Genomic DNA, 18,536 nt, shown 5'->3' with positions numbered 1-18,536 from the left:
CGATGGCATCCAATCCTACGTCGCTCATCTATGAGCATAATGCTGAGCCGATCGCACGGCACTTGCTGCGTGACGACGTGACCGAGTTGGTCATCAACGAGCCGGGAGTGATCGGTCTCGAAACCCGCAACGGTTGGGAGTGGCATGATGAGCCGGCGTTGGACAACGCCGCTCTCATGACGCTGGCGAAGCTGATCGCCGGCCTGACCAAGCAGGACATCAACTCTGAATATCCGGTCTGCTCCTCGGTCCTGCCCGGGGGCGAACGCGCGCAGGTCGTCGTTCCCCCGGCCGTCGAGCAAGGTTTCATATCGATCACGATCCGGAAAGCCTCGGGCGTGACCATGAACATCGACGACTTCGAGCGGGGCGGACTGTTCAGCGAGGTCCGCGCGCATGGTCTGTACGGGGACGTCGATGCAGATCTGCTGCGATTGCGCGAGGCGGGTGACTGGCGCGGCTTTTTTAAGCTGGCCGTCGAGGCCCGCAAGAACATCTTGATCTCCGGAGCGACCGGCTCGGGCAAGACGAGCTTCTCGAAAGGGCTCATCAAGCTGATCCCGGACTATGAGCGGATCCTGACGATCGAGGACACGCGCGAGCTGGTCGTGCCGCAGCGCAATCACGTCCACATGATGTATGCCAAGGACGGCAAGAGCCTCCAGAAGGCCGGCGCCAAGGAGTTGCTGGAATCGGCGCTGCGGATGCGGCCCGATCGCATCCTGTTGCAGGAGCTGCGCGACGGCACCGCGTTCTTCTACCTGCGCAACGTCAACAGCGGCCATCCCGGCTCGATTACGACGGTCCACGCCAATACGGCCGAGGGCGCGTTCGAGCAGCTTACGCTGCTGGTGAAGGAGTCGGAGGGCGGCAACGATCTCGACCGGCACGACATCCGATCGCTGCTGCGATCGCTGGTCGATATCGTCGTGCAGATGCACCGCCTGCCGCCTGGCGAAGGTCGGCCGGCGCGCTACCGCGTGACGGAAGTCTGGTTCGATCCTGCGAGCAAGCCGAACGATTGAGGAGAGTATGGCGTGAGCGGAAGATGGATGCGGAGCGACGAGGGGTCGCAGCCGGCAGCGATCGCGTTTTTAGCGTTGATCGGGGTGGTAATGAGCGCGGCGATCGGCGCGGTCGCGGTCCTGTTCAAGGCGCATCTGCTCAACGCGCATACGGCGTGGAGCAAGGTGCCGGGCGCGCTTTGGGCGCTCAAAGGGTATCCGATCGTCTATGTGCCGTTCCTGATCGGTTTCGGCATCGGCCTGGTCCTGACCGTCATCATCATCGTCTCGACGCTGTTCACGCGCCAGAAGCTGCACGGCGAGGCGCGCTGGGCGCGCATCAACGAGGTCAAGAAGGGCCTGTTGCTGTCCGAGGCCGGCATCGTGCTGGGCAAGTTCAACGGCAAGGTGATGCGCTTCGGCGGTCCCGAGCATGTGATGCTCGAGGCGCCGACCCGCGCCGGCAAGGGCGTCGGCGTCATCATCCCGAACCTGCTCGACTGGCCGGACTCGGTGGTCGTGCTCGACATCAAGCAGGAAAATTACGACAACACCGCGGGCTACCGCAAAAACGTGCTGCGCCAGCAAGTGCTGTTGTTCAATCCGCTCGATCCAACCGGCCGCACCGTGCGCTGGAATCCCTTGAGCTACATCGACCGGCGTGATCCGATTCAGGTCATCAACGAGCTGCAGAAGATCGGGGCGATGCTCTACCCCGACCCGCTCACCGGCGAGAAGTTCTGGGCCGAAGGCGCGCGCACCGCGTTCCTCGGCGTCACCGCTTATATCGCTGCGACCGTCGACGATGGCGAAGACGCGCTCCCGTTCACGCTTGGCGAGGTTTATCGCCAGTTCGCGGCTGTCGACGCGCAACGGCGTTTCCCCAAGATCATCGCTGCCCGTGAGAAGGCGGGTAAGCCGCTCTCGACCGCGTGCGTTTCGGCGATCCAGGATTACACCGGCTCGTCCGCGAACACCTTCTCTGGCCTGCGTCAGTCGGTCACGTCGAAGATCAATGCCTGGCTGAACCCGTATGTCGATGCAGCAACGTCGGATAGCGATTTCGATCTGAGCGAGTTCCGCGATAAGCGGATCTCGCTCTACCTCGGCGTCTCGCCGGATGATCTCGAGCGCGTCGCGCCGATCTACGGCTTGCTTTTCCAGCAGCTCATCGACCGCAACGTCCGCGAGCGACCGTCCGATGGCCTGCATCAGGTGAAAGTGCTGCTCGCGCTCGACGAGTTTGCCAGCCTTGGCAAATGCACCGTGCTTGCGACCGCCTTCAGCTATGTCGCCGGTTATGGATTGCGGATGCTGCCGGCGTTCCAGTCGCTCGAGCAGATCCAGGGCGTCTATGGCGATAAGGTGGCGGCCGACATCGAGCGCAACTGCGCCGTGCGGCTCGTGCTGCGTCCGGCCGCCTTGTCCGAGGCTAAGAAAATCTCCGACCAGCTCGGCAGCTACACCTATAAAGCGCGCTCGCGCTCGATGGGCACATGGGGTGGCGGGGGCGGCTCGACGTCCGAGTCCGACCAGCGCCGGCCGCTGATGCTCCCGCAGGAGGTCGAGCTTCTGCCCGAGAACGATCTGATTGTCTTCCGGCGCGGCATGTACGCGACCTACGGCAAGAAGGTCCGCTACTATGCCGAGAAGCACCTGATCGAGCGCAGCAAGATTGCGGCGCCGCAGATGCCCGAGATCCGCGTCGACCCCGCGATCGCGGCGAATAGCCTGCGCGTGATCGAGGCGACGCAGGCCGCCAATGACGCGGCCGCAGCCGCTGCCGCATCTGAGGCAGGTACTCCGTCTGCCTCCGAAGCTGCCAGCCCGACCGGTAGCGGAGCGAAGGAAGGCCGCAGATTGAATCGATCGGCCATCAATGATTGTCTTGCGGTTCCGCCAAAGCAGCAGGTCCGCAAGCTCTTCGACGGCCTTTGCGCGGTCGGAGAGAGAGAGCTGCCTAAGACAGCAAATATTCCGCGATCGAACATCGGCGGTCTCGCCATCCGAGGGGAATGACATGAACGACGTAGTGCTACCTGTGACGAGGCCGGGACCTGAAATTCGCCGGAGCAATCCCGAGATCCTTCATTGTGTCGAGCAGACCGAGAAGATCAGTTCGATCGTCCCGATGGCGATCATCCTCGGTCTTGTCGGTCTCTCCGCGATCGGCCCGTTGGTTATGGGTCATTTTGTCGACGTGATTGTCGGCAGCCTCATCATGTATTTCATCGCGAAGGCTGTCGCATCCGTCGTCAACAGCCTGATTTTGAAGCCGATGCGGACGGTGCGGTACAAGGGCGCGGCGAAGACACTCGCCAGCCAGCTCCAGGCAGGCCCGGAGCGCGTGACCATCTGCCAGAGCTGGTGGATGGGCGCCCCTGGCGCGATCGCGGTGACCGCCAACGGCCACGTCATTATTTGCGACCGGTCGACCAATTATGAGGAGCTGTGGCTTGTCCCGTCGCAGATCGTCAACGTCGGCATCGAGCGCGAGGCGACCCAGATCACGAACATCCGTCATGGCGGATCCTTCACGCTAGGCGGCGTGTCGGGCGGCATTTTCGGGGGCTATACGTTTGGCGGTCGTTCCAAGGCGACGACGACCGTGATCGAGGATGCTTTCCTCGAGATCCGCTATCAGTTCGAGCGCAACAGTCCGGTCTATACGACGGTCCTGGCCTTCGGCCGGGAGCGTCGCGCCGCTGAAGAGTTATGCGGCACCTTGACCCGGCTTGAGCATCTCCCCGCGTAAGCTGGGGAGCCCTCAGCGCTCCATGTCGCCCCGATCGATCTGCCGAACCGGGGGCGTTATCGTCGGCGTCGGGTTGGTTCGTTGCTTCGACAGCTCCAGGTTGATGCCGTCGGCGACGGCGGTCAGTCGGTTTAGGGCCGATGCGCCGGGTTCGTGGTTGATCGTGATGTGACCGCTGCTGACGTTCGCCAGGCGGTCGGTCAGCGCGGAAACCGTACCTTCGCGGCTAACCCAGTCGCGCAGGTTGGTCGCTCGGTCCAGCTCGGCCGCGGGCTCCTTTTTCCGTAGGACAGCGAGCCGCATCTCTTCGACGTTCCGCTCTGCCTGCTTCTGGGCGATCGGCTCGATCACGACGATTTCGCGCGCCGCTTCCCTGATCGACATTCGCCGGTCGTATGGCTCCTGCTCGCGACCCCGCTCGAGCGATCGTCGGACGACTTCCTCGAGCGGATCGGCGTTTTTGTAGCGTTCGACCTGGCTCGCCATCTTGTATTTGAGCTCGTAATCCTCGCGCGTGGTCGCTGCCATCGCGTCTGCCATCGAGATGCCCGGGTTGCGAAGCTGGATCACTGCCATGTCGCGCGCGATGTACAATGCGTCGCGGGATTGAGGCGTGACGTTCGTCGTGCCCCAGTCGAGTTTGTGCCCGTTTTCACGGGCGAGTTGCTCGGTGAAGGTCCGGAGCGTGCGACTGTTGCCCTCTCTGAACGGATGGAGGTAGTCGAGGCGCGCATAGGTCTGTGCGACGGCCTCGGACATCTCCAGCATATCATAGCCTTTTAGCGCCTTGCCCCCGTCGAGGACCGCGAGCGTCGGTCCGAGATTGCGATCGATCTCGGGCCGGAGCGCATAGGGTACGAGGACGCGATCGCTCGAAGCCTCCAGCTCGCGGTTCTTGAAGTGGCCCGGAGCGTCCGGCCGGAACTCGCCTGGGCGATGTTCCGGCAGGTCCTGGAAGATCCGGCGATGGACTTCCTGAAGATGGGCCACATCGAACTGGCCTTTTACAGGATCGTGTTGAAGCTCCCGAACCCGTGCAAAAGTAAGGGCTGCTTCGCGCTGGCTAATCAAGCCGCGCGAACAGTGTCTGATGCGAGGATCGCGGCCGTCAGCTCGTCGCTGGTGATTTCGCCGGCGACGTAGCGCGCGTTAAGGCCCTCGATCTCGTCCGAGAGGATCCCACCCTCATAGCGAACACTGCCTCGAGCGAAGTTTACTTCGCTCAGCCGGCGCGCGCGTTCTGCCGCGCTGATCGCCGGCGTGGATGATGTGATGGGCGATACGACGTTCATCGGGCGATCCTTTCAAGAGAGCCTTCATAGCACAAAACCGTGCTCGATACGACAAACAGCGCCCAGCCTTACCTCTGGAAATGCTGGCGGCCGTTGGCCGGCGAGCGTTCGTGGCACCGCCTTTGGCGGTGCGGAGTGAGGGGGGTGCATCCCCCCTCTGGGCAAGGGCTGGACCGTCTCCGCGCGAGCGCTCCGCTTGGCGATCGAGGGGGTATCCCCAGCCTTCCCGGCGCTGCGCTCTGGTGCAGGCCGGGTGATCCCCCTCCCCCTCGATCGGCCCTGGTTTTGCCCATTCACCCCCCGCTCTCGGCGAGGGCCAGAAGTCGATGTGCACATCGCCTTCGGCTCTATTTGAGAAAGGAAAGACCATGGAGACCAATCGCTGCCCCTCGGGCCTGCCTGGTTACGGTTATTCAATGCAGGCTGCTGCTATCGCCAGCGCGTTAGTCGATCGAGAAAACGCTCACATCTTGCGCGGTCGGGTCCGGCAATGGTTGGATCGCTTTGAGGATCCTTCTAGCCTACCGTTCGAGGATATGGATGATGGACTTGTCTTTTGCGGAGTTTCTGACAGACTTGGTGCGTGTAGGCGCTGGTTTGAGGCCAAGTTGAAAAGGGCGTCGTTGGGTCGCGGCCTTATCGATCCTTGCTCGGCTCGATCGTGGGAGCGCGGTCGGGTTGCGCGCTCGGACGGCTCTCATGGAGCGTGGGCCGTTCGCCTAATTCGATGCGTTTCGCCAGGTCGCTGTGAAGCGCGCTCAGCTCGGGCTGATAGGCGTCGGGCGCTGAAGGCGCTATCTTATCGTCAAGGGCGTCGAAGATGTCGAGCGCGCCCGCCAGTTCGGGCTCGGCATATAGCTCGGTGCTTTCGCCCTGCCGCCAGAGCGCGGCGAGTTCCTGGTTTCGCAAGTAGCCGGTGCCGGCTGATCGATCCGTCGCCCGGGTCGTGGTCGGCCGAAGCGGCGGCACTCCTCCGCGCTCTTCGATCTTCGCTCGAGTGATGGCGGCCAGGCGATACCGAAGCAGGCGGGATTCTGGCGTGTCGGTTGGCGAAGGGGTCTGCTGCTTATTGAGAAGAGCGATAAGCTCTTCCGCGCTGGTCGCTGCGATCACCTTACGCCATTCGACCAGGGCGCGTTCGCTGGATGTAAGGTCTGGGCGTTGATGGAGGATGTAGCGCTCCAGCATGGGATGATCATCAACGATGACCGGCAGCGGCGCGTGGTCTCCAAGGACGGCCGCGCGCGTGAACGCGATAACCGTTCCGGTTGATTTGAGGTCCGCTTTGGCCTGCTCGCGCGCGGATGATCCGTCCCTGATGATCTTCTCGGCGACCTCAGCAATGCCCGATAGTCCCCTTTTGACGTCCGCAATTCCTTCCTGTGCTGCCGCGTCGTTCGCCTTCAGGCGGGTATCGATCAGCTCAGTCAGGGGCATCACACCGGCATCGATCGCCTCGCGTAACCCTCCGGTCGCTCCAGTCAGGTGTCCAAGGATCTTCTCCCGGGCCGCGGTAGCTTCAGCGTGGTTCGCTTCATTATCGCTAGCGAGAGCGGCTACGACCGTGGCGATTGCATCGAGGGTCATGCCAAGTGCCTCATTGCCCTCAACCGTTTTGCCGAAATGGTTCTGGAGGAACGGTGCTACGTTGGCGAGTTCGGCCTGTGCGGCCTCGATAGTGTCGAGCCTTTGATGTAGCTCCTTATGCCCTGCTTCGATGCGCGCGTTGCTCCTTGTGATTGCCGCCATCTCGCCTCGCAACAGCGTGACGGCATCAAGCACGGCAGCAATCGCCACGGGTCCTGCATCCCCACTCATCGGCTTGGCCCATCCCTATCTTTCGCCCGATCGCGGTCGAGCCGTTCCCGATTTCGCTCCTCGGCCCGTCGGAGGACCGCATTTGCCTGATCGAGGTCCATCGCTGGGGTAGGCTCGACTACCTCGTCCAGGAGGGCGCGGATGCGCTCGTTCGGATCCTCGGGTGGCTTGCTTTCGACAGCCTCGTCTTTCCGGCTTTGGTCGCTCTTGAGAAGCTCCTGAACGCGCAATGCTACCTTGGACGGTTGCGGCTTGTCCTGGTCAGAAGCGGGCGTCGGAGTAAGGCTGCGGCGCTCATTGCGGGCAGTTAGCTCTGCGTGCAATGCCCGCATCCGCTCAACGGTCGAGATTGATTTAGGGGCTTCGGACGTCGGGGAAACGTCCAGGCCAACTGATAGCTTCGGTGCTGGTTCGACACGCGGTTCAACACCCCGCTCTGCGGCTTCACGCAATGCCCTGACTGAGTTTGGTTCGGGCTCGGGCATCGTCGCGACGAACCGTTCGAGGCTCCGAGCGACGTGTTGATCGACGGCCGAAAGCGACGTCGAAAGTTCCGCAATCGATCGTGTGTAGGTTGCGCGAACGGTCGCCTGTCGGCTCGCGAGCATCGCGATAACAGGGTCTTCGCGACCCTCCGCGCGAAGCCGCTCGGCACGCGCGATACGGCTCTTGTCGATCTCAGGCACTTGCCCCTTCTTGCGCATTTTCACCGCGGCGATCGGCTCATGTTTGGGGTCGATGCCGCGCGCACGGGCGGGCGTGGCGTTCGCCTCGATGCCGCGATCGCGCAGCTTTTCAGCGAAGCGCTGGCGATACCGGAAGAGGTCGTCGCGGTTCGGATGGAAGCGCCGGCCATCATGATCGCGGCGCGCGATCGTCAGGTGAACGTGCGGATGTTCGCGATCGACGTGGAGCGATGCGACCCACGATCGATTGGCAAATTCCTCCTTCGCGAAGTCCAGCGCCGCATCCTTCAAGCGATCTGGATCGGTGCCGGTTGGCATCGATAGGATCATCGAAATCGATGTCGCACCCTTCCTCCGGGCGTCGCCGTCCATCTCCCAGCCGTGCCATTCCTTCGCGAGCAACTGCATCTCGCGGCCATCGCGCAACACCTCGCCTTCGCTCGTTTCCAGACCGAGCTCGCTCTCATCGCCGTGGCCCAGGCGGCTGATGTAGGAGAAGTTCGCGAGGACATGGCCGCCGCCATGTTGGCGCCCTGTGATCCGCACAACGGCCTCGGGTGCGCGACGTGAAGTACGGTCGGCCGTCATCACAGCGCGGTTGTTCATACGGGTCTGCGACCCGCCTCCGAACGCATGTTTTGCCTGCGCACTACGGCGTGATCCGCCGGATGATTTTGCCGGTTTCGGGAACATCGATGCGACGGCCATGCCGAGGATCGTGCCCCCGGTCTTCGGGACTTTGGCGCTACCGCCACCAGATCCCATGCGGTACTTTTTGGGAGGCGCGAAGACGCCTGCCATCGACTCCATGGTGCCGGGGGAGAGACGAAAGCTCACTCGCCCGGTGCCTCATCCTTGCGGGTCCAGTACCCGATTTCCCCGCCGATCGAGGATGCCAGAGAGCGACGCGCCTCGATCAAAAGGGTGCGCAACTCAGCGCATGTCTCCATGAAGGAGCCGGCGATGCGAGCTATGTCGAGCGAGCTTTCCGGCTGGTTCGCCGCGTTCATTGCGTGGACCGCCTGGTTGATGTTTCGCCCGATCGCGAGAACCTGCTTCCGCACTTTCCCGATCTCGGTTTGCGTCGCCGGCGCGAGACGCAGCAGCGCGGCCCTGTCCCAAAGCTGCCAGCGGATCGTGCGTTTGATCCACTCGTTGCGGGTCAGGCGCATCGGCGCGGCAACGGTATCGATCGCCTCCATCTCACTGCGGTTGAGGCGAACCGTCACCCGGATGTAGTCGTCGGGGTGGCCCCTCCCCTGCACCGGCATGACCGGTACGCTTCGGCTCTCCGGTGTGAGCGCAGCTTCCGTTAGCGCAGCCGTGATCCAGCTACTGCGCGTCTGTCCAGACGCCACAGCGATACGATCAATCTCCGCGGTGAGAACGTCGCTAAGCCGGACCGTAACCTTCATCTTGAGAGCCCCGAGCAGCGGAACCTCATAAACCAACGTCCGACATTGGTGGCGTGAGGCATATCCTGCCATCCCTTATATTTACTTCCCATGGACCTGCCACTCCTTCCCACACCTTGCATCATCTCACAGACGCGGAGCAGGAGCAACAGGACGACATGTCACGCACCAAACATACGCCGCCCCGTCTACGTTCTGTTGGATCAACCTTGAACACAGTGCGCCTTCGGCGCGCGTTGTTTGCTTCAGTTTTTAATGATCCGGGTGCTATCGATCATCCTAGAAATCTCAGCCGACCTCAGACATTATGTCCCCCTGTTTCACTACCCCAGGAGACCACGCATATGCCCCGTCCCTCCTCCAAGCCTGTCGATCTCGCTACCATCGAAGCGCGGCAAAAAGCTCTTATGGCGGAACTTGCTTCACTCGCTGAGCAGGCAAAGGCCGCTGAGCTTGCTGCACGCGATGCCGGGCGCCCTGCCCTTCTCGCCGCTCTCGATCGCGTCAAAATCCCGGCGATGGAAAAGTCAGAGGCCCGCACTATCGCATCGGCCATTGGCACTCACGGCGCCCAAGCAGTCGCACAACACCTCTCCACAATCTCCGCAACCTAGGAATCGGAGTGGAGCGTGTCGCGCCAGGGTAACAAACCAGATCTTTGCCGCCTTGACCCGCCACGGTTAGTCGATCGTTATCACAATGCGATCGATTAGGTTGCGTCCGTGCGTACTAAGCGGATGGGTGAGAAACACCTCGTAGCCATCACCCTCATTGTCCTCGATCTGCCCCACAATATCCTGAAATGCGTCCAGGTCGTCATCGCGATCGCTAATCGGCTGGAATACCGCCCCGCCTTCAGTTGCCTTGACCCGGTACGTGCTGCCGCCCTCCAGCAGCTCATCCAAAAATGACATTCTTCGTCCTCTTTCGTAAATCAGTTGATCGGTTTGTCGTTCGCGACATTTATACCCGCGCGCGTCAATGGTATCATTTTCCAACCACCGTTCGTCGACCGCAAACGCAATATCAAGGTGTTGATACCGGGTCGGGCCTGCGTCGTGAAATCGGCCAGCACCTTGGGCGCTGGCAACTGCTCGCCATGAACGTGAGGGGTATCAAAATCGACGCACGGCGCGCCTAGCTGGATCGCGAAGCCAACCGGTTATCCGATCATCGCTCCTTCCCACTGACGGCGTCCCCGGGGTTTGTCCTTGCGCACGTTTTGCTAGAGCGGCCGGGCATCGCGGTCCTCGATCAGTTTGCGGAGACGCATCCTGCCGCGCGCAACCCGGCTCTTGAATGTGCCTTCAGGGATAGCGAGCTGGCATGCTGCATCCTCGATCGACACGCCCTTTCCGGCAAGCAGTACCGCATCGCGGTGGTTTGCACTGAGCTCGCCGAGGGCCCATCCGATGTCGCGCAACTCCACCGCCTAGTCCTGCCCGCCCTCGGCGCCGGGCAACCGATCGAAGGCTTCCTCGGGCAGACTGGCGTGGAAATGATCACGGCGGTGAGCTGGAGTCAGGCGCAAGGACGAGCAAGTAGGTATCGGGGCGATGCTACCCGATGCTGCGGCGACGGAAGTTCACCAGTATGGCTGACGTAGAACGTCCGGCACCTGCGCAAAAAAGTCGATGCAGACGGCGCGGTGTTAAAGGCTGGGAAGGCATTGGCGCGCTAGACGCGCTATGCCGCGCGGATGATGTCGCGGATCGGAGCAGGCACCGTGGCGACGTCCCCTTCAATCCGTCTGTTCGCAGGCTTGTTTGCGATGAGCCTCATGCTTTCGGCGGCGCTGGCTTATTATGCCAGCCGCACGATGTCCTTCGCCTTTCCGATTGCGCCTGCGGCCATGGCAACGTTGGTGATGCGTATCCAGATCGTCCGAGCCGTCGGCCTGGGCTTTGCCGTGCTCCTGATGCTGCTGGTGTTCTTTGCGGCGTCGCGCGATGCGCGCAATGCGCTGGCGGTCCGGTGGCTGCTCGGCGTCGTAACTAGCGTGGCCTTCCTTCGCGGCGCAGGACTGATCCACCCGATGGCGCAGCATGACACGGCCATCATCGCAACCTCAACGCTGCAACTCGCCGTAGAGGCGTTGGCGATACTGCTGCTGTACGGTGAGGATGCGACCGACTGGTTCGAAATGCGTCGCTAACCTGTCGGAGTCGGATTCTGTACGCCGCCGCGAAGCAAGGCGCTGGAAACGAACATTTCCCGTTGATCGTACCCGCCAAGGCGCACGATTTAACCAGACGTTGATGTTTTAGCCGATAGACTGAGCTCCCGCTTGAGACCTTGCTTATGTATCAATTGTCTTATTCGAAATACGCGATAATTAAGCATTTAGTGCTTGCGCTGATTGCCACGCCTTTAATTCTGGCGGTCACGTTCGATCAGCATATCACCAGCGGCCATGTTTTCGGTATTTTCGTGGGAACACTTTATATAATCGGTCCGGTCGGTCGCTGGGCAGTTGCACTCACTCTCATCGGGATCGTCTGGTTCTCGTGCGTCCGTCTTATGCTAATTCTCCTTAGCGACGGCATCGCATTTGCGGCGAAATCTTCCGGTATTACTGTGCAAAGATTAGCAGGGCGGCAAGAATTTAGCTGGAACGATGTGATCGCTATCGAATTTATCGTCAAAAAATCGGGAAATCGGAGCTTTCGCTATTTGCGCGTGCGTGTAATTGCCGGCGCGACACAGAGGCGCTTAGACATCCCCACGAAAGTTCTTTCGGCGACCGATGCTGAACTGGAGACTTGGATACTAAACGCTCGGCACGTGCAAAACAGGCGCTCACCCAACGTCGGACTGGATCGGGTACGGTTGCCCTGAGCAGGTCGCTTCCGAACGGGTTTGGCCGCAAGCGTGATCATCTGAACAGCTAGTCGGGAGATTATCGGTGCCACGGCCAAACCGGAAAAGTGCTCGCGGTCGCTAACGCCATAATTGCGTTCCAGAGCAGCCATTTCGCTAGCGACCAGAAACCGTCGTTTTCGGCCCATCGCCAGGTGCCTGAGAATTACAGTTCCTACCATTTCGTATCCGAGATTACCGCGTGCATTGCCTAATATGGAAACGCGAGCAGTTTGCGAGCAGGTGCGGCGTTCGTTGTGCCGAACCTGCTTTTACCATGACCCACAAAGGAGATTTTACCTTCTTCCATTAACGGTTCTTGAGCGAGCAGCAGGGGTTTTGATATGGCAAAATGGATGATTGGTTTGGCGGTCGCTACCGTGATTACCGGGATGAAGATGATTTGACATCCCGCGGCAGCCGATACGCCTGAGCATCGGGCAGATCTTACGGCGACTGTACTGAACGCCATGGCACCGCTCCAACTCGGATCCTACAGCACGCTCACCGGCGCCAAGGCAGACGGGCGAACAATCGAGGTGGACGTCAAGCTCGCTCCGGGCGCGCCAATAAACTTTCCCGAAGGTGCCTTCGCACGCGGCCTCACAGCCGGCACCTGCAAACAGCATAACGTCACCGACCTCGTCAGCCACGGCGGCGCTATTCGCTATGCCATCGAAACCGCCGACGGACGGACGTTGACACCGGTCACGGTCTCAAGCTGCCCTTCGGCGAGCTGATAGCGGGCCCTGCACCGGCCTCCTTTACCCCATGGAGTATGTCCAAACGCTATCGGCCGATCCATTGCGACATGCCAATTGATGCAGGCGCGGTCGGAATGAAGCCGTATTGAGCGTAAAGTTTATTGGCTTCACCGTCGGCGATCAGGCTTACATAGGCTTCGGCAGGCGCTACCCGCCGAAGTCCCTCCATGAGATTCGACACGATCGTTTTCCCAAGGCCCTGTCCCTGATGTTGGGGTTCAACTGCGATATCCACAATCTGGTAAAACAGCCCGTCGCCGATAGCGCGACCCATGCCGACCGCACGTCCTACATGGCGAACTACGACAGCGACGACCGTGTTGGGTAAACCGGCCCCTGCAGCCTCCTTGCTTCGGGGGGTCAGCCCTGCGGCGACGCGCAGCCGTTGGTAGTCGTCTACAGTCGGGATCTCAAAGGCGTGATCATAGCTGCTATCCATCGCCCGTTCCTAACAGCTTCTGGAGGTCGAACGACAGGTCAGGGAGCGGGGAGCAACCGCGTTAAATGGTAGCAAATAGTGAGCCCCAACCAGTCGGCTTTTCAGCTGGCGGCGAACATGACCGCACGCTCGCCGCCTGTCGCTTCAAGCAGGATCGACCACCTTCGCCGGCCGACCGCGCTTCGGTTCCGATGCATGAGCCTCGCCCTTCACAGGAGCTTTCAGGCCCGGCTTTCGGCCTAGACCGATCTTCTTGGCCATATCACGACGCATTGCCGAGTAGGACGGCGCAGTCATCGGATAATCGGCCTTCAGGCCATAGCGCGCACGATATTCGGCAGGCGTCAAACCGTTGGTGGTGAGATGACGCGTCAGCGTCTTGTAGGGCTTGCCGTCGATCATCGAGATGATGACATCGGGATTGGCTAACGACTTTCGCGCAGTGACCACCGCTATAAATTCAGGAGCAGCGTCTTCGGTTGGGGCTTCGACCGAGGCAGTCGAGAGGCCGATCACTGCGTCATGCATCGACTTCAAGAATGCCGGCACATCCTCCGCCGACGTGCGCGTGTTCGGGTTCGACAGCCATGCCATCGTCAATTCGGTAGCCAGTTCGACGGTATTTAAAGTTTCGTCAGTCAATGTTTTTTCCTTCCCAGCAGGGATGTAGCGAGCACGTCGTAAAAATCACCGCCAACGTAACAGAAACGTGGATCAGCACGATCGCTATTATCAGACAGCTAAAGCGCGCTCAAACCAAGCCAACTGATGCGCGGTGCGCACAGGTCGTCTCGCCACGTTGAAGTTGCAAGGTGTTGGGCCGCACGCGGCGATGAGCTGACTTCATCAGCTAATTTCGGAGGGGGCAATAGCGTTGCCGATGCTGAGCCACTACTAATCCGGTGAGGCATTGGGGCGCTATGTCTGAGATCGTTGAAAGCCCGCTACTTGAAACCCGGAAAGAATGGCGACCTTACAGTTTTTGCTGCCAAATGTAGGTGTCACGATTATACCAGCGTCGCGTCAAACAACGACGGTTGAGCCAAACCTGGTGTTCAGCCTTCGATGAAGTGTGGCACGAACCGGGCAAGGTTGCGAGTGACGAGTGCATCATCCTCGCGAAGGCCGATGCCCGCAGGTTCGTCACCCACGATCCACGCGCCAATCACGACATGACGACCATCGAAAATCGGCGCGGGATGAAACGCCTGGCGTATGAAGCCTTCCGCGCCATAGCCCTCGTCTAGCACGGTTCCCTCGACCCCATCGCGGGTGACAGCGACGTTGGCGCCCTCGCGTGAAAAGAGCGGCTTGCGCACATAGTTCGCCCCAAGTGTCGCCGCCGCGGGATCATCGTCGAAAAAGGCCGGCAAGAGGTTGGGATGGCCCGCATGGCGCTCCCACAGCAATGGCAGCAGTCCCTTGTTCGACAGGATCGCCTTCCACGGCGGCTCGATCCAACGGACGCCCGCTTTGGCGAGGTTTACCGCATACGGCTCGCGGAACATCATCTCCCACGGGTAGAGCTTGAATGCCGCCTGAAGCTCGAAATTCTCCGCATCGACGAAACGACCCGCCGCATTGAACCCTATATCCTTCATCTCGACGAATTTCGGGTCGAGTCCGGCCTGGCTCGCCAGATCCTCGAAGAAGCGGACGGTCTGGCGATCCTCGATCGCACTGCCGTCCGCGGCGAAATGCACGAAGCCGCCCAGCGGGAAGATCGCCGCGAAACGTGCGCGTAGCTTGTCGAACAGGCTGTTGAACTGGTCGGCGCCGGCCGGGAGCGCGCCACTGGCGATCAACTCCTCGAGCCAGAGCCATTGGAACGTCGCGCACTCGAACACCGAGGTTGGCGTGTCGGCATTATATTCGTAGAGCTTGGCCGGACCAGCGCCGTCATAGGCAAAGTCGAAGCGCCCATAAAGCGACGGCTGACGCTCGCGCCAGCTTTGCGCCACAAAGTCATGCTGCGCGGCCGGAATGGCCAGCCGGGTCAGCATTTCCGCGTCGCGAACCGCCGCCTCGACCAGATCGAGACACATCGCATGCAACTCTGCCGCGGCGGGCTCGATATCCTCGTCGATCTCGCGCAGCGTGAAGGCGTAAGCAGTGCCCTCGTCCCAATAGGCCGCCCCGTCCGCATCGTGATAGACGAAGCCGATCGCATCGGCCTTGTCGCGCCAGTCGGGGCGCGGCGGAAGTGCGAGACGCCGCACGCCTCAGGAGTCGCGCGCGGTGTCGTCGCGCTGCTCGATCTGCAGCGTCGGCTTGGGCGGGCTCAGGCGCGCGAGCACATCGTCCGCGGAGGAGTGTCCCGGCGTGATCCCGGCCAAGCGGAGCTTCTCGTCGAGGTCGGCACCGGTGCGGCGATCCTCGAGTTCGCCGGCAGCGCGGATCGTCTCGCCGCGGATCGCTTGGCGCTCGCGAATGCGCGCGAGGCTCTGAGCGGCCGAGCCGAGCGAGGAGCCAGCACCGCTGGCAGCGACCGTCGCCTGTGCCTTCTGCACCGACTCGTTGACCTTGACGACCTCAACCTCGCGGCGGAGCTGTTCGATCTTGCGATCAGTTGCAGCGACCGCCTTGTGAATATTGTCTTCGGCGGCACGCATCTCCTCGACCTGCGGCGCTTTCATCGCGATGTCCTGCTCGAGATCGGCGACACGCTGCGCGACCTGGCGCGCGAGATCCATGTCGCCCTTCTCTATCGCCAGCCGTGCGGATGTCTCATACTTCGTCGCCTGGGCGCGAAAGCTCTCGACCTCAGTCTCGAGGATGCGGCGCCGTGCAACGAGCCCGGCGAGATCGTCGCGCGCCTTGCCCTGCGCCTTGTCGGCGTCGCGGATTTCCTGGTCGAGGATCCTTAGGGCGTTGGCATCGACGACGGCGCTAGCGGCTTCGTTGGCGCCGACGCGACCGAGCGTGAACAATTTGCTCCAGATAGCCATTTCAAATGTACTCCAGCGAAAAGGGTCAGGCGGCGAACGCGGCCCGCAGCTCGGTCGCGGCGTCGATGGCATTGTCGGCCAGCGCCCGCAGTTCGGTCTCGATCGTATGCAGCGGCGTGTTGGTCGCTAACTCGCCGAACAGCTCGTAGAAATCGCGACCATCGACCGTCGCGATGCCGAAGTTCGACAAGGGCACCAGCTTTTGCGCCTTGAGCAGGAATTCGTTGAAGCCGGCGCGATCGGACTGCTCGTCGCACGGCCACAGCAGCACCGACGCCGCGATCTGCGCCTCGCTGACGTTGACGAACGCTTCGAGGTCGCCGTGCTGGTGCAGCGTGACGAGCAGTACGGGGTCGGCGCCTTCCACGATGCGCAGGCCGAGTTCCCCAGCACGGACGGCAGCACTTTCGTCGAGCGCGGCCTTCAGCGTGCGAATGGTCCAGGCGGTATCGGTCATGGCACAAGCTCTCCCAGATTCTGCCGCATACATAAGGCTTCCGCCAACGCACGCTAGCGGGGGTCGCCCGATTGTTCTAAGCGGGCGCTCAAGCACCAGCCGAGGATATGGGATGTTCGACCGCCTGTTCGGGCGCAAGCCAGTCGCGATGGAGCCCGGCCTGTCCGCGATCCGCAACGTGACGATCGGCCGCACCGTGGTGCTCGATCCTTTGGCGTGGCGCCGTTTTGGTGGCGCTTTGCTGTTCCCATTCGATTCGGACACGCTGCAGATCGTTGCACAGGGCCTGGTCGCGCTCGACGACGGCGGTTTCATTCACCGTTTCTACACCGACGACGACGTGATGTTCCAAGCGGTGACCAACGATCGCGAGGGACAGGACGTGACCGACGTCACGCTGTTTGCACCTTGGCAAAGCTATTATCCGGCCGGCCCATTCGAGCGCCCGGAATGGCGCGGGCGGCTTTCAGCGCGCAACTTCACCGATGCCGGCCTGCCCGAATATCGCCGCGCCTGGTTCGGGGACGAAGCCGAGCGGCAGGAACCGGTGACGTTTTGGGAAGATCTCCACGACGATCGCGACGGGATAGTCGACCGGCGGATCTTCCAGACCTGCATGCTGTTCGGGCGCGATGTCGAAGGCGATGGCCATGAACTGCTTCTCGCGATCGACCAGGAAAACGAGGCAGGCGAGGTTTCGTTCGAGATCATGCTAGGGATGGCGCTGGAACTCGGCGAGTTTCGCGCGTGAGGGGACGAAAATGAGCGATACCTATGGTTTTGGGCAAAGCGTCGTTGCGTTCCTCGTCGCTTTCGTCGCTGCGGGGCTGTTCACCATCGCTTTCAAATTGATCTATCAGTGGGCGACGCCGTACAACGAACGCACGCTGATCCGCGAGGGCAATGTCGCCGCTGCGATCACGCTTGGCGCGGCATTGCTCGGCTATATCCTGCCGCTCGCCTCCGCGCTCGAACATACCGTCAGCCTGCCTGAATTTGCGGTATGGGCACTTCTCGCCGGCGTCATACAGATCGTCGCCTTCACTATCGTGCGCATGGTCGCGATGCGTGACTTCAGCGACCGGATCGTGCGCGGCGAAGTGGCCGCCGCGATCTACATGGCGAGCATTTCGCTCGGTGTCGGGCTGCTCAACGCCGCCTGCATGAGCGCCTGAGGGAAGACGATGAAGCGATCGCAATCTATCGTGCTGACGACGTTGATGGCGGGCACCGGCCTGTCGCTCAGCGCCTGCGACGCCGACGTCAGCAAGCCGGTCGATGCGCTGAGCTATACCAGCGTTTCCGAATGCCGTACCGCGGGCAAGATCCCGGCAGACCAGTGCGAAGCGGCCTATGCCCAGGCGCAAAAGGCGAATGAGCAGAACGCGCCGCGCTTTAACGAGCGGCAGAGCTGCGAAGAGCAATATGGCGTCGCGCAGTGCGTGCCGCGTAACAACGGCAGCTTCTTCACCCCGCTGCTGACGGGCTTCGTCGTCGGGCAGTTGCTCAACGGCGGCGGCGGTTACCGCGGCGCGCCTATGTACCGCGACCGCGACGGCAGCTATTTTGGTGGCGCAGGCAACCGGATCAGTCGCGATTATGTCACCGGCCGGACGCAGGTCGGCTCAGACGCCTTCAATTCGAGTGCACGCGCACCGGCACGCGTCCAGTCGCGGAGTGCGGTGATCTCGCGCTCAGGCTTTGGCGGCGGTTTCGGACACGGTGGCTTCGGCGGTTAGTCTTTCAAGTCGCGCGTCTCTACGGTTTACCTGTTTCGACATTGTCACGTTAGCGTTGCTGGTTGCGAGAAACCAATGTCTCGACCTGAGCGTCTCCTGCCGGGCAGCTGCTACCATCAATCTATGTCCTGGTACTGTAGCGGCCATTTGAGGATGACGGCTGCATCCGCTCCTGACGAGAAGGGCCTTTCTCGTTCGCTGACGCGAACGACAAGAACATCGGCCAATGGGTTGCCTGCGATCGGATAAATAAGGGATTCGACCGTTCGCATCGCTTACTCAGCCGCAAATCGCTTGGCCAACCTCGCGCTGGAGCCGCTTTTTGCGGCGAGCTTGGCACCGTAGCGCATTACAGTATTC

24 protein-coding genes are annotated in these 18,536 nt (G+C 61.5%); 11 read left to right on the top strand and 13 right to left on the bottom strand.

The genetic code is table 11. The annotated features are described in order from the left end of the window. The first annotated feature begins 2 nt into the window (after positions 1 to 2). The 3 genes from virB11 to RH90_RS20915 are packed head-to-tail and all read left to right on the top strand — an operon-like array spanning position 3 to position 3,759. On the top strand, positions 3 to 1,025 hold the full coding sequence (gene virB11 / locus RH90_RS20925) for a P-type DNA transfer ATPase VirB11 (protein WP_010188867.1): 1,023 nt from the start codon (positions 3 to 5) through the stop codon (positions 1,023 to 1,025). 12 nt (positions 1,026 to 1,037) lie between these two features. Next, entirely contained in the window at positions 1,038 to 3,023 is a 1,986-nt protein-coding gene (locus tag RH90_RS20920; protein ID WP_157134793.1) for a type IV secretory system conjugative DNA transfer family protein, read from the top strand. A gap of 1 nt (position 3,024) precedes the next feature. Beyond that, positions 3,025 to 3,759 (top strand): hypothetical protein, encoded by a 735-nt coding sequence (locus tag RH90_RS20915; RefSeq protein WP_051124911.1) that lies wholly within the window; start codon positions 3,025 to 3,027, stop codon positions 3,757 to 3,759. A 12-nt stretch (positions 3,760 to 3,771) separates the two neighbouring features. Here the strand turns inward: RH90_RS20915 and RH90_RS20910 are convergent, their stop codons facing one another. The 5 genes from RH90_RS20910 to RH90_RS20890 form a co-directional block, all read right to left on the bottom strand. After that, positions 3,772 to 4,749 carry a Fic family protein gene (locus RH90_RS20910; protein WP_010188860.1) on the bottom strand — a complete coding sequence of 326 codons (978 nt, stop codon included), beginning with the start codon at positions 4,747 to 4,749 and terminating at the stop codon, positions 3,772 to 3,774. A gap of 77 nt (positions 4,750 to 4,826) precedes the next feature. After that, on the bottom strand, positions 4,827 to 5,051 hold the full coding sequence (locus RH90_RS20905) for an antitoxin VbhA family protein (RefSeq protein WP_010188857.1): 225 nt from the start codon (positions 5,049 to 5,051) through the stop codon (positions 4,827 to 4,829). 636 nt (positions 5,052 to 5,687) lie between these two features. Next, positions 5,688 to 6,848, bottom strand: a complete 1,161-nt coding sequence (locus RH90_RS20900; protein WP_232280466.1) for a hypothetical protein — start codon at positions 6,846 to 6,848, stop codon at positions 5,688 to 5,690. Positions 6,849 to 6,865: 17 nt separating this feature from the next. After that, positions 6,866 to 8,392 (bottom strand): relaxase/mobilization nuclease domain-containing protein, encoded by a 1,527-nt coding sequence (locus RH90_RS20895; protein ID WP_232280465.1) that lies wholly within the window; start codon positions 8,390 to 8,392, stop codon positions 6,866 to 6,868. Further along, entirely contained in the window at positions 8,389 to 8,970 is a 582-nt protein-coding gene (locus tag RH90_RS20890) for a hypothetical protein (protein WP_029625562.1), read from the bottom strand. Before RH90_RS20890 ends, RH90_RS20895 begins: the two co-directional genes overlap by 4 nt. Positions 8,971 to 9,314: 344 nt before the next feature. On the opposite strand from RH90_RS20890, the gene RH90_RS23015 reads away from it, so the two are divergent. Then, the gene (locus tag RH90_RS23015; RefSeq protein ID WP_010188850.1) at positions 9,315 to 9,584 is read left to right on the top strand and encodes a hypothetical protein; all 270 of its coding nucleotides are present in this window, start codon (positions 9,315 to 9,317) and stop codon (positions 9,582 to 9,584) included. Between the two features lie 66 nt (positions 9,585 to 9,650). On the opposite strand, the gene RH90_RS20885 is transcribed toward RH90_RS23015, so the two are convergent. Next, positions 9,651 to 9,884, bottom strand: coding sequence for a hypothetical protein (locus RH90_RS20885; protein WP_010188847.1), 234 nt, complete (start codon positions 9,882 to 9,884; stop codon positions 9,651 to 9,653). On the opposite strand from RH90_RS20885, the gene RH90_RS23750 reads away from it, so the two are divergent. Continuing rightward, on the top strand, positions 9,878 to 10,111 hold the full coding sequence (locus RH90_RS23750) for a hypothetical protein (protein WP_157134792.1): 234 nt from the start codon (positions 9,878 to 9,880) through the stop codon (positions 10,109 to 10,111). The two genes, RH90_RS20885 and RH90_RS23750, sit on opposite strands and share 7 nt — an antisense overlap. Positions 10,112 to 10,195: 84 nt before the next feature. Here the strand turns inward: RH90_RS23750 and RH90_RS24520 are convergent, their stop codons facing one another. Continuing rightward, complete coding sequence (locus RH90_RS24520; RefSeq protein WP_010188845.1) at positions 10,196 to 10,399, bottom strand: sigma factor-like helix-turn-helix DNA-binding protein; 204 nt, start codon at positions 10,397 to 10,399, stop codon at positions 10,196 to 10,198. Positions 10,400 to 10,741: 342 nt separating this feature from the next. On the opposite strand from RH90_RS24520, the gene RH90_RS20875 reads away from it, so the two are divergent. Together RH90_RS20875 and RH90_RS23745 are read left to right on the top strand one after the other, a co-directional pair. Then, positions 10,742 to 11,125: a hypothetical protein gene (locus RH90_RS20875; RefSeq protein ID WP_232280464.1), complete on the top strand. Its 384-nt coding sequence runs from the start codon at positions 10,742 to 10,744 to the stop codon at positions 11,123 to 11,125. Positions 11,126 to 11,271: 146 nt separating this feature from the next. Beyond that, positions 11,272 to 11,808, top strand: coding sequence for a hypothetical protein (locus RH90_RS23745; protein WP_157134791.1), 537 nt, complete (start codon positions 11,272 to 11,274; stop codon positions 11,806 to 11,808). A gap of 232 nt (positions 11,809 to 12,040) precedes the next feature. On the opposite strand, the gene RH90_RS23740 is transcribed toward RH90_RS23745, so the two are convergent. Next, complete coding sequence (locus RH90_RS23740; protein WP_157134790.1) at positions 12,041 to 12,301, bottom strand: hypothetical protein; 261 nt, start codon at positions 12,299 to 12,301, stop codon at positions 12,041 to 12,043. Between RH90_RS23740 and RH90_RS20870 the strand changes: the two genes are divergently transcribed. Beyond that, a complete protein-coding gene (locus tag RH90_RS20870) occupies positions 12,300 to 12,569 on the top strand; it encodes a hypothetical protein (protein ID WP_010188842.1) in 270 nt (89 codons plus the stop codon). The genes RH90_RS23740 and RH90_RS20870 overlap by 2 nt on opposite strands. Positions 12,570 to 12,618: 49 nt before the next feature. Here RH90_RS20870 and RH90_RS23010 read toward each other — a convergent pair whose 3' ends face one another. From RH90_RS23010 to RH90_RS20845, 5 genes are all read right to left on the bottom strand, one after another. Then, a complete protein-coding gene (locus RH90_RS23010; protein ID WP_010188840.1) occupies positions 12,619 to 13,032 on the bottom strand; it encodes a GNAT family N-acetyltransferase in 414 nt (137 codons plus the stop codon). A 144-nt stretch (positions 13,033 to 13,176) separates the two neighbouring features. Beyond that, positions 13,177 to 13,674 carry a MucR family transcriptional regulator gene (locus tag RH90_RS20860; protein ID WP_010188838.1) on the bottom strand — a complete coding sequence of 166 codons (498 nt, stop codon included), beginning with the start codon at positions 13,672 to 13,674 and terminating at the stop codon, positions 13,177 to 13,179. Positions 13,675 to 14,087: 413 nt separating this feature from the next. Beyond that, the gene (locus RH90_RS20855) at positions 14,088 to 15,251 is read right to left on the bottom strand and encodes a glutathionylspermidine synthase family protein (RefSeq protein WP_010188836.1); all 1,164 of its coding nucleotides are present in this window, start codon (positions 15,249 to 15,251) and stop codon (positions 14,088 to 14,090) included. Positions 15,252 to 15,254: 3 nt separating this feature from the next. Further along, positions 15,255 to 15,980: a PspA/IM30 family protein gene (locus RH90_RS20850; RefSeq protein WP_010188834.1), complete on the bottom strand. Its 726-nt coding sequence runs from the start codon at positions 15,978 to 15,980 to the stop codon at positions 15,255 to 15,257. Between the two features lie 25 nt (positions 15,981 to 16,005). Next, positions 16,006 to 16,437, bottom strand: coding sequence for a YjfI family protein (locus RH90_RS20845; RefSeq protein ID WP_010188833.1), 432 nt, complete (start codon positions 16,435 to 16,437; stop codon positions 16,006 to 16,008). Between the two features lie 112 nt (positions 16,438 to 16,549). On the opposite strand from RH90_RS20845, the gene RH90_RS20840 reads away from it, so the two are divergent. Genes RH90_RS20840 through RH90_RS20830 form a run of 3 tightly spaced genes read left to right on the top strand, consistent with a single transcriptional unit; the run spans position 16,550 to position 18,176 of the window. Beyond that, entirely contained in the window at positions 16,550 to 17,188 is a 639-nt protein-coding gene (locus RH90_RS20840; protein WP_010188832.1) for a DUF2491 family protein, read from the top strand. A gap of 10 nt (positions 17,189 to 17,198) precedes the next feature. After that, positions 17,199 to 17,612: a DUF350 domain-containing protein gene (locus RH90_RS20835; RefSeq protein WP_010188831.1), complete on the top strand. Its 414-nt coding sequence runs from the start codon at positions 17,199 to 17,201 to the stop codon at positions 17,610 to 17,612. Between the two features lie 9 nt (positions 17,613 to 17,621). Further along, positions 17,622 to 18,176 (top strand): DUF1190 domain-containing protein, encoded by a 555-nt coding sequence (locus RH90_RS20830; protein ID WP_010188830.1) that lies wholly within the window; start codon positions 17,622 to 17,624, stop codon positions 18,174 to 18,176. The last annotated feature ends 360 nt before the right edge of the window (positions 18,177 to 18,536 follow it).

It is taken from the genome of Sphingomonas sp. PAMC 26605 (genome assembly GCF_000241485.1).
GTDB lineage: Bacteria > Pseudomonadota > Alphaproteobacteria > Sphingomonadales > Sphingomonadaceae > Sphingomonas.
Note: the sequence above shows the minus strand (reverse complement) of the source record. Positions and strands in the feature narration are given on the sequence as shown.

Bases quoted from the DNA above. Each gene is read 5' to 3' on its own strand.
- virB11 (WP_010188867.1), top strand. From the start codon at position 3: ATGGCATCCAATCCTACGTCGCTCATCTATGAGCATAATGCTGAGCCG.
- RH90_RS20915 (WP_051124911.1), top strand. From the start codon at position 3,025: ATGAACGACGTAGTGCTACCTGTGACGAGGCCGGGACCTGAAATTCGC.
- RH90_RS20905 (WP_010188857.1), bottom strand. From the start codon at position 5,051: ATGAACGTCGTATCGCCCATCACATCATCCACGCCGGCGATCAGCGCG.
- RH90_RS20890 (WP_029625562.1), bottom strand. From the start codon at position 8,970: ATGAAGGTTACGGTCCGGCTTAGCGACGTTCTCACCGCGGAGATTGAT.
- RH90_RS23015 (WP_010188850.1), top strand. From the start codon at position 9,315: ATGCCCCGTCCCTCCTCCAAGCCTGTCGATCTCGCTACCATCGAAGCG.
- RH90_RS23750 (WP_157134792.1), top strand. From the start codon at position 9,878: ATGACATTCTTCGTCCTCTTTCGTAAATCAGTTGATCGGTTTGTCGTT.
- RH90_RS20885 (WP_010188847.1), bottom strand. From the start codon at position 9,884: ATGTCATTTTTGGATGAGCTGCTGGAGGGCGGCAGCACGTACCGGGTC.
- RH90_RS20875 (WP_232280464.1), top strand. From the start codon at position 10,742: ATGAGCCTCATGCTTTCGGCGGCGCTGGCTTATTATGCCAGCCGCACG.
- RH90_RS23745 (WP_157134791.1), top strand. From the start codon at position 11,272: ATGTATCAATTGTCTTATTCGAAATACGCGATAATTAAGCATTTAGTG.
- RH90_RS20870 (WP_010188842.1), top strand. From the start codon at position 12,300: ATGGCACCGCTCCAACTCGGATCCTACAGCACGCTCACCGGCGCCAAG.
- RH90_RS23740 (WP_157134790.1), bottom strand. From the start codon at position 12,301: ATGGCGTTCAGTACAGTCGCCGTAAGATCTGCCCGATGCTCAGGCGTA.
- RH90_RS23010 (WP_010188840.1), bottom strand. From the start codon at position 13,032: ATGGATAGCAGCTATGATCACGCCTTTGAGATCCCGACTGTAGACGAC.
- RH90_RS20850 (WP_010188834.1), bottom strand. From the start codon at position 15,980: ATGGCTATCTGGAGCAAATTGTTCACGCTCGGTCGCGTCGGCGCCAAC.
- RH90_RS20845 (WP_010188833.1), bottom strand. From the start codon at position 16,437: ATGACCGATACCGCCTGGACCATTCGCACGCTGAAGGCCGCGCTCGAC.
- RH90_RS20840 (WP_010188832.1), top strand. From the start codon at position 16,550: ATGTTCGACCGCCTGTTCGGGCGCAAGCCAGTCGCGATGGAGCCCGGC.
- RH90_RS20835 (WP_010188831.1), top strand. From the start codon at position 17,199: ATGAGCGATACCTATGGTTTTGGGCAAAGCGTCGTTGCGTTCCTCGTC.
- RH90_RS20830 (WP_010188830.1), top strand. From the start codon at position 17,622: ATGAAGCGATCGCAATCTATCGTGCTGACGACGTTGATGGCGGGCACC.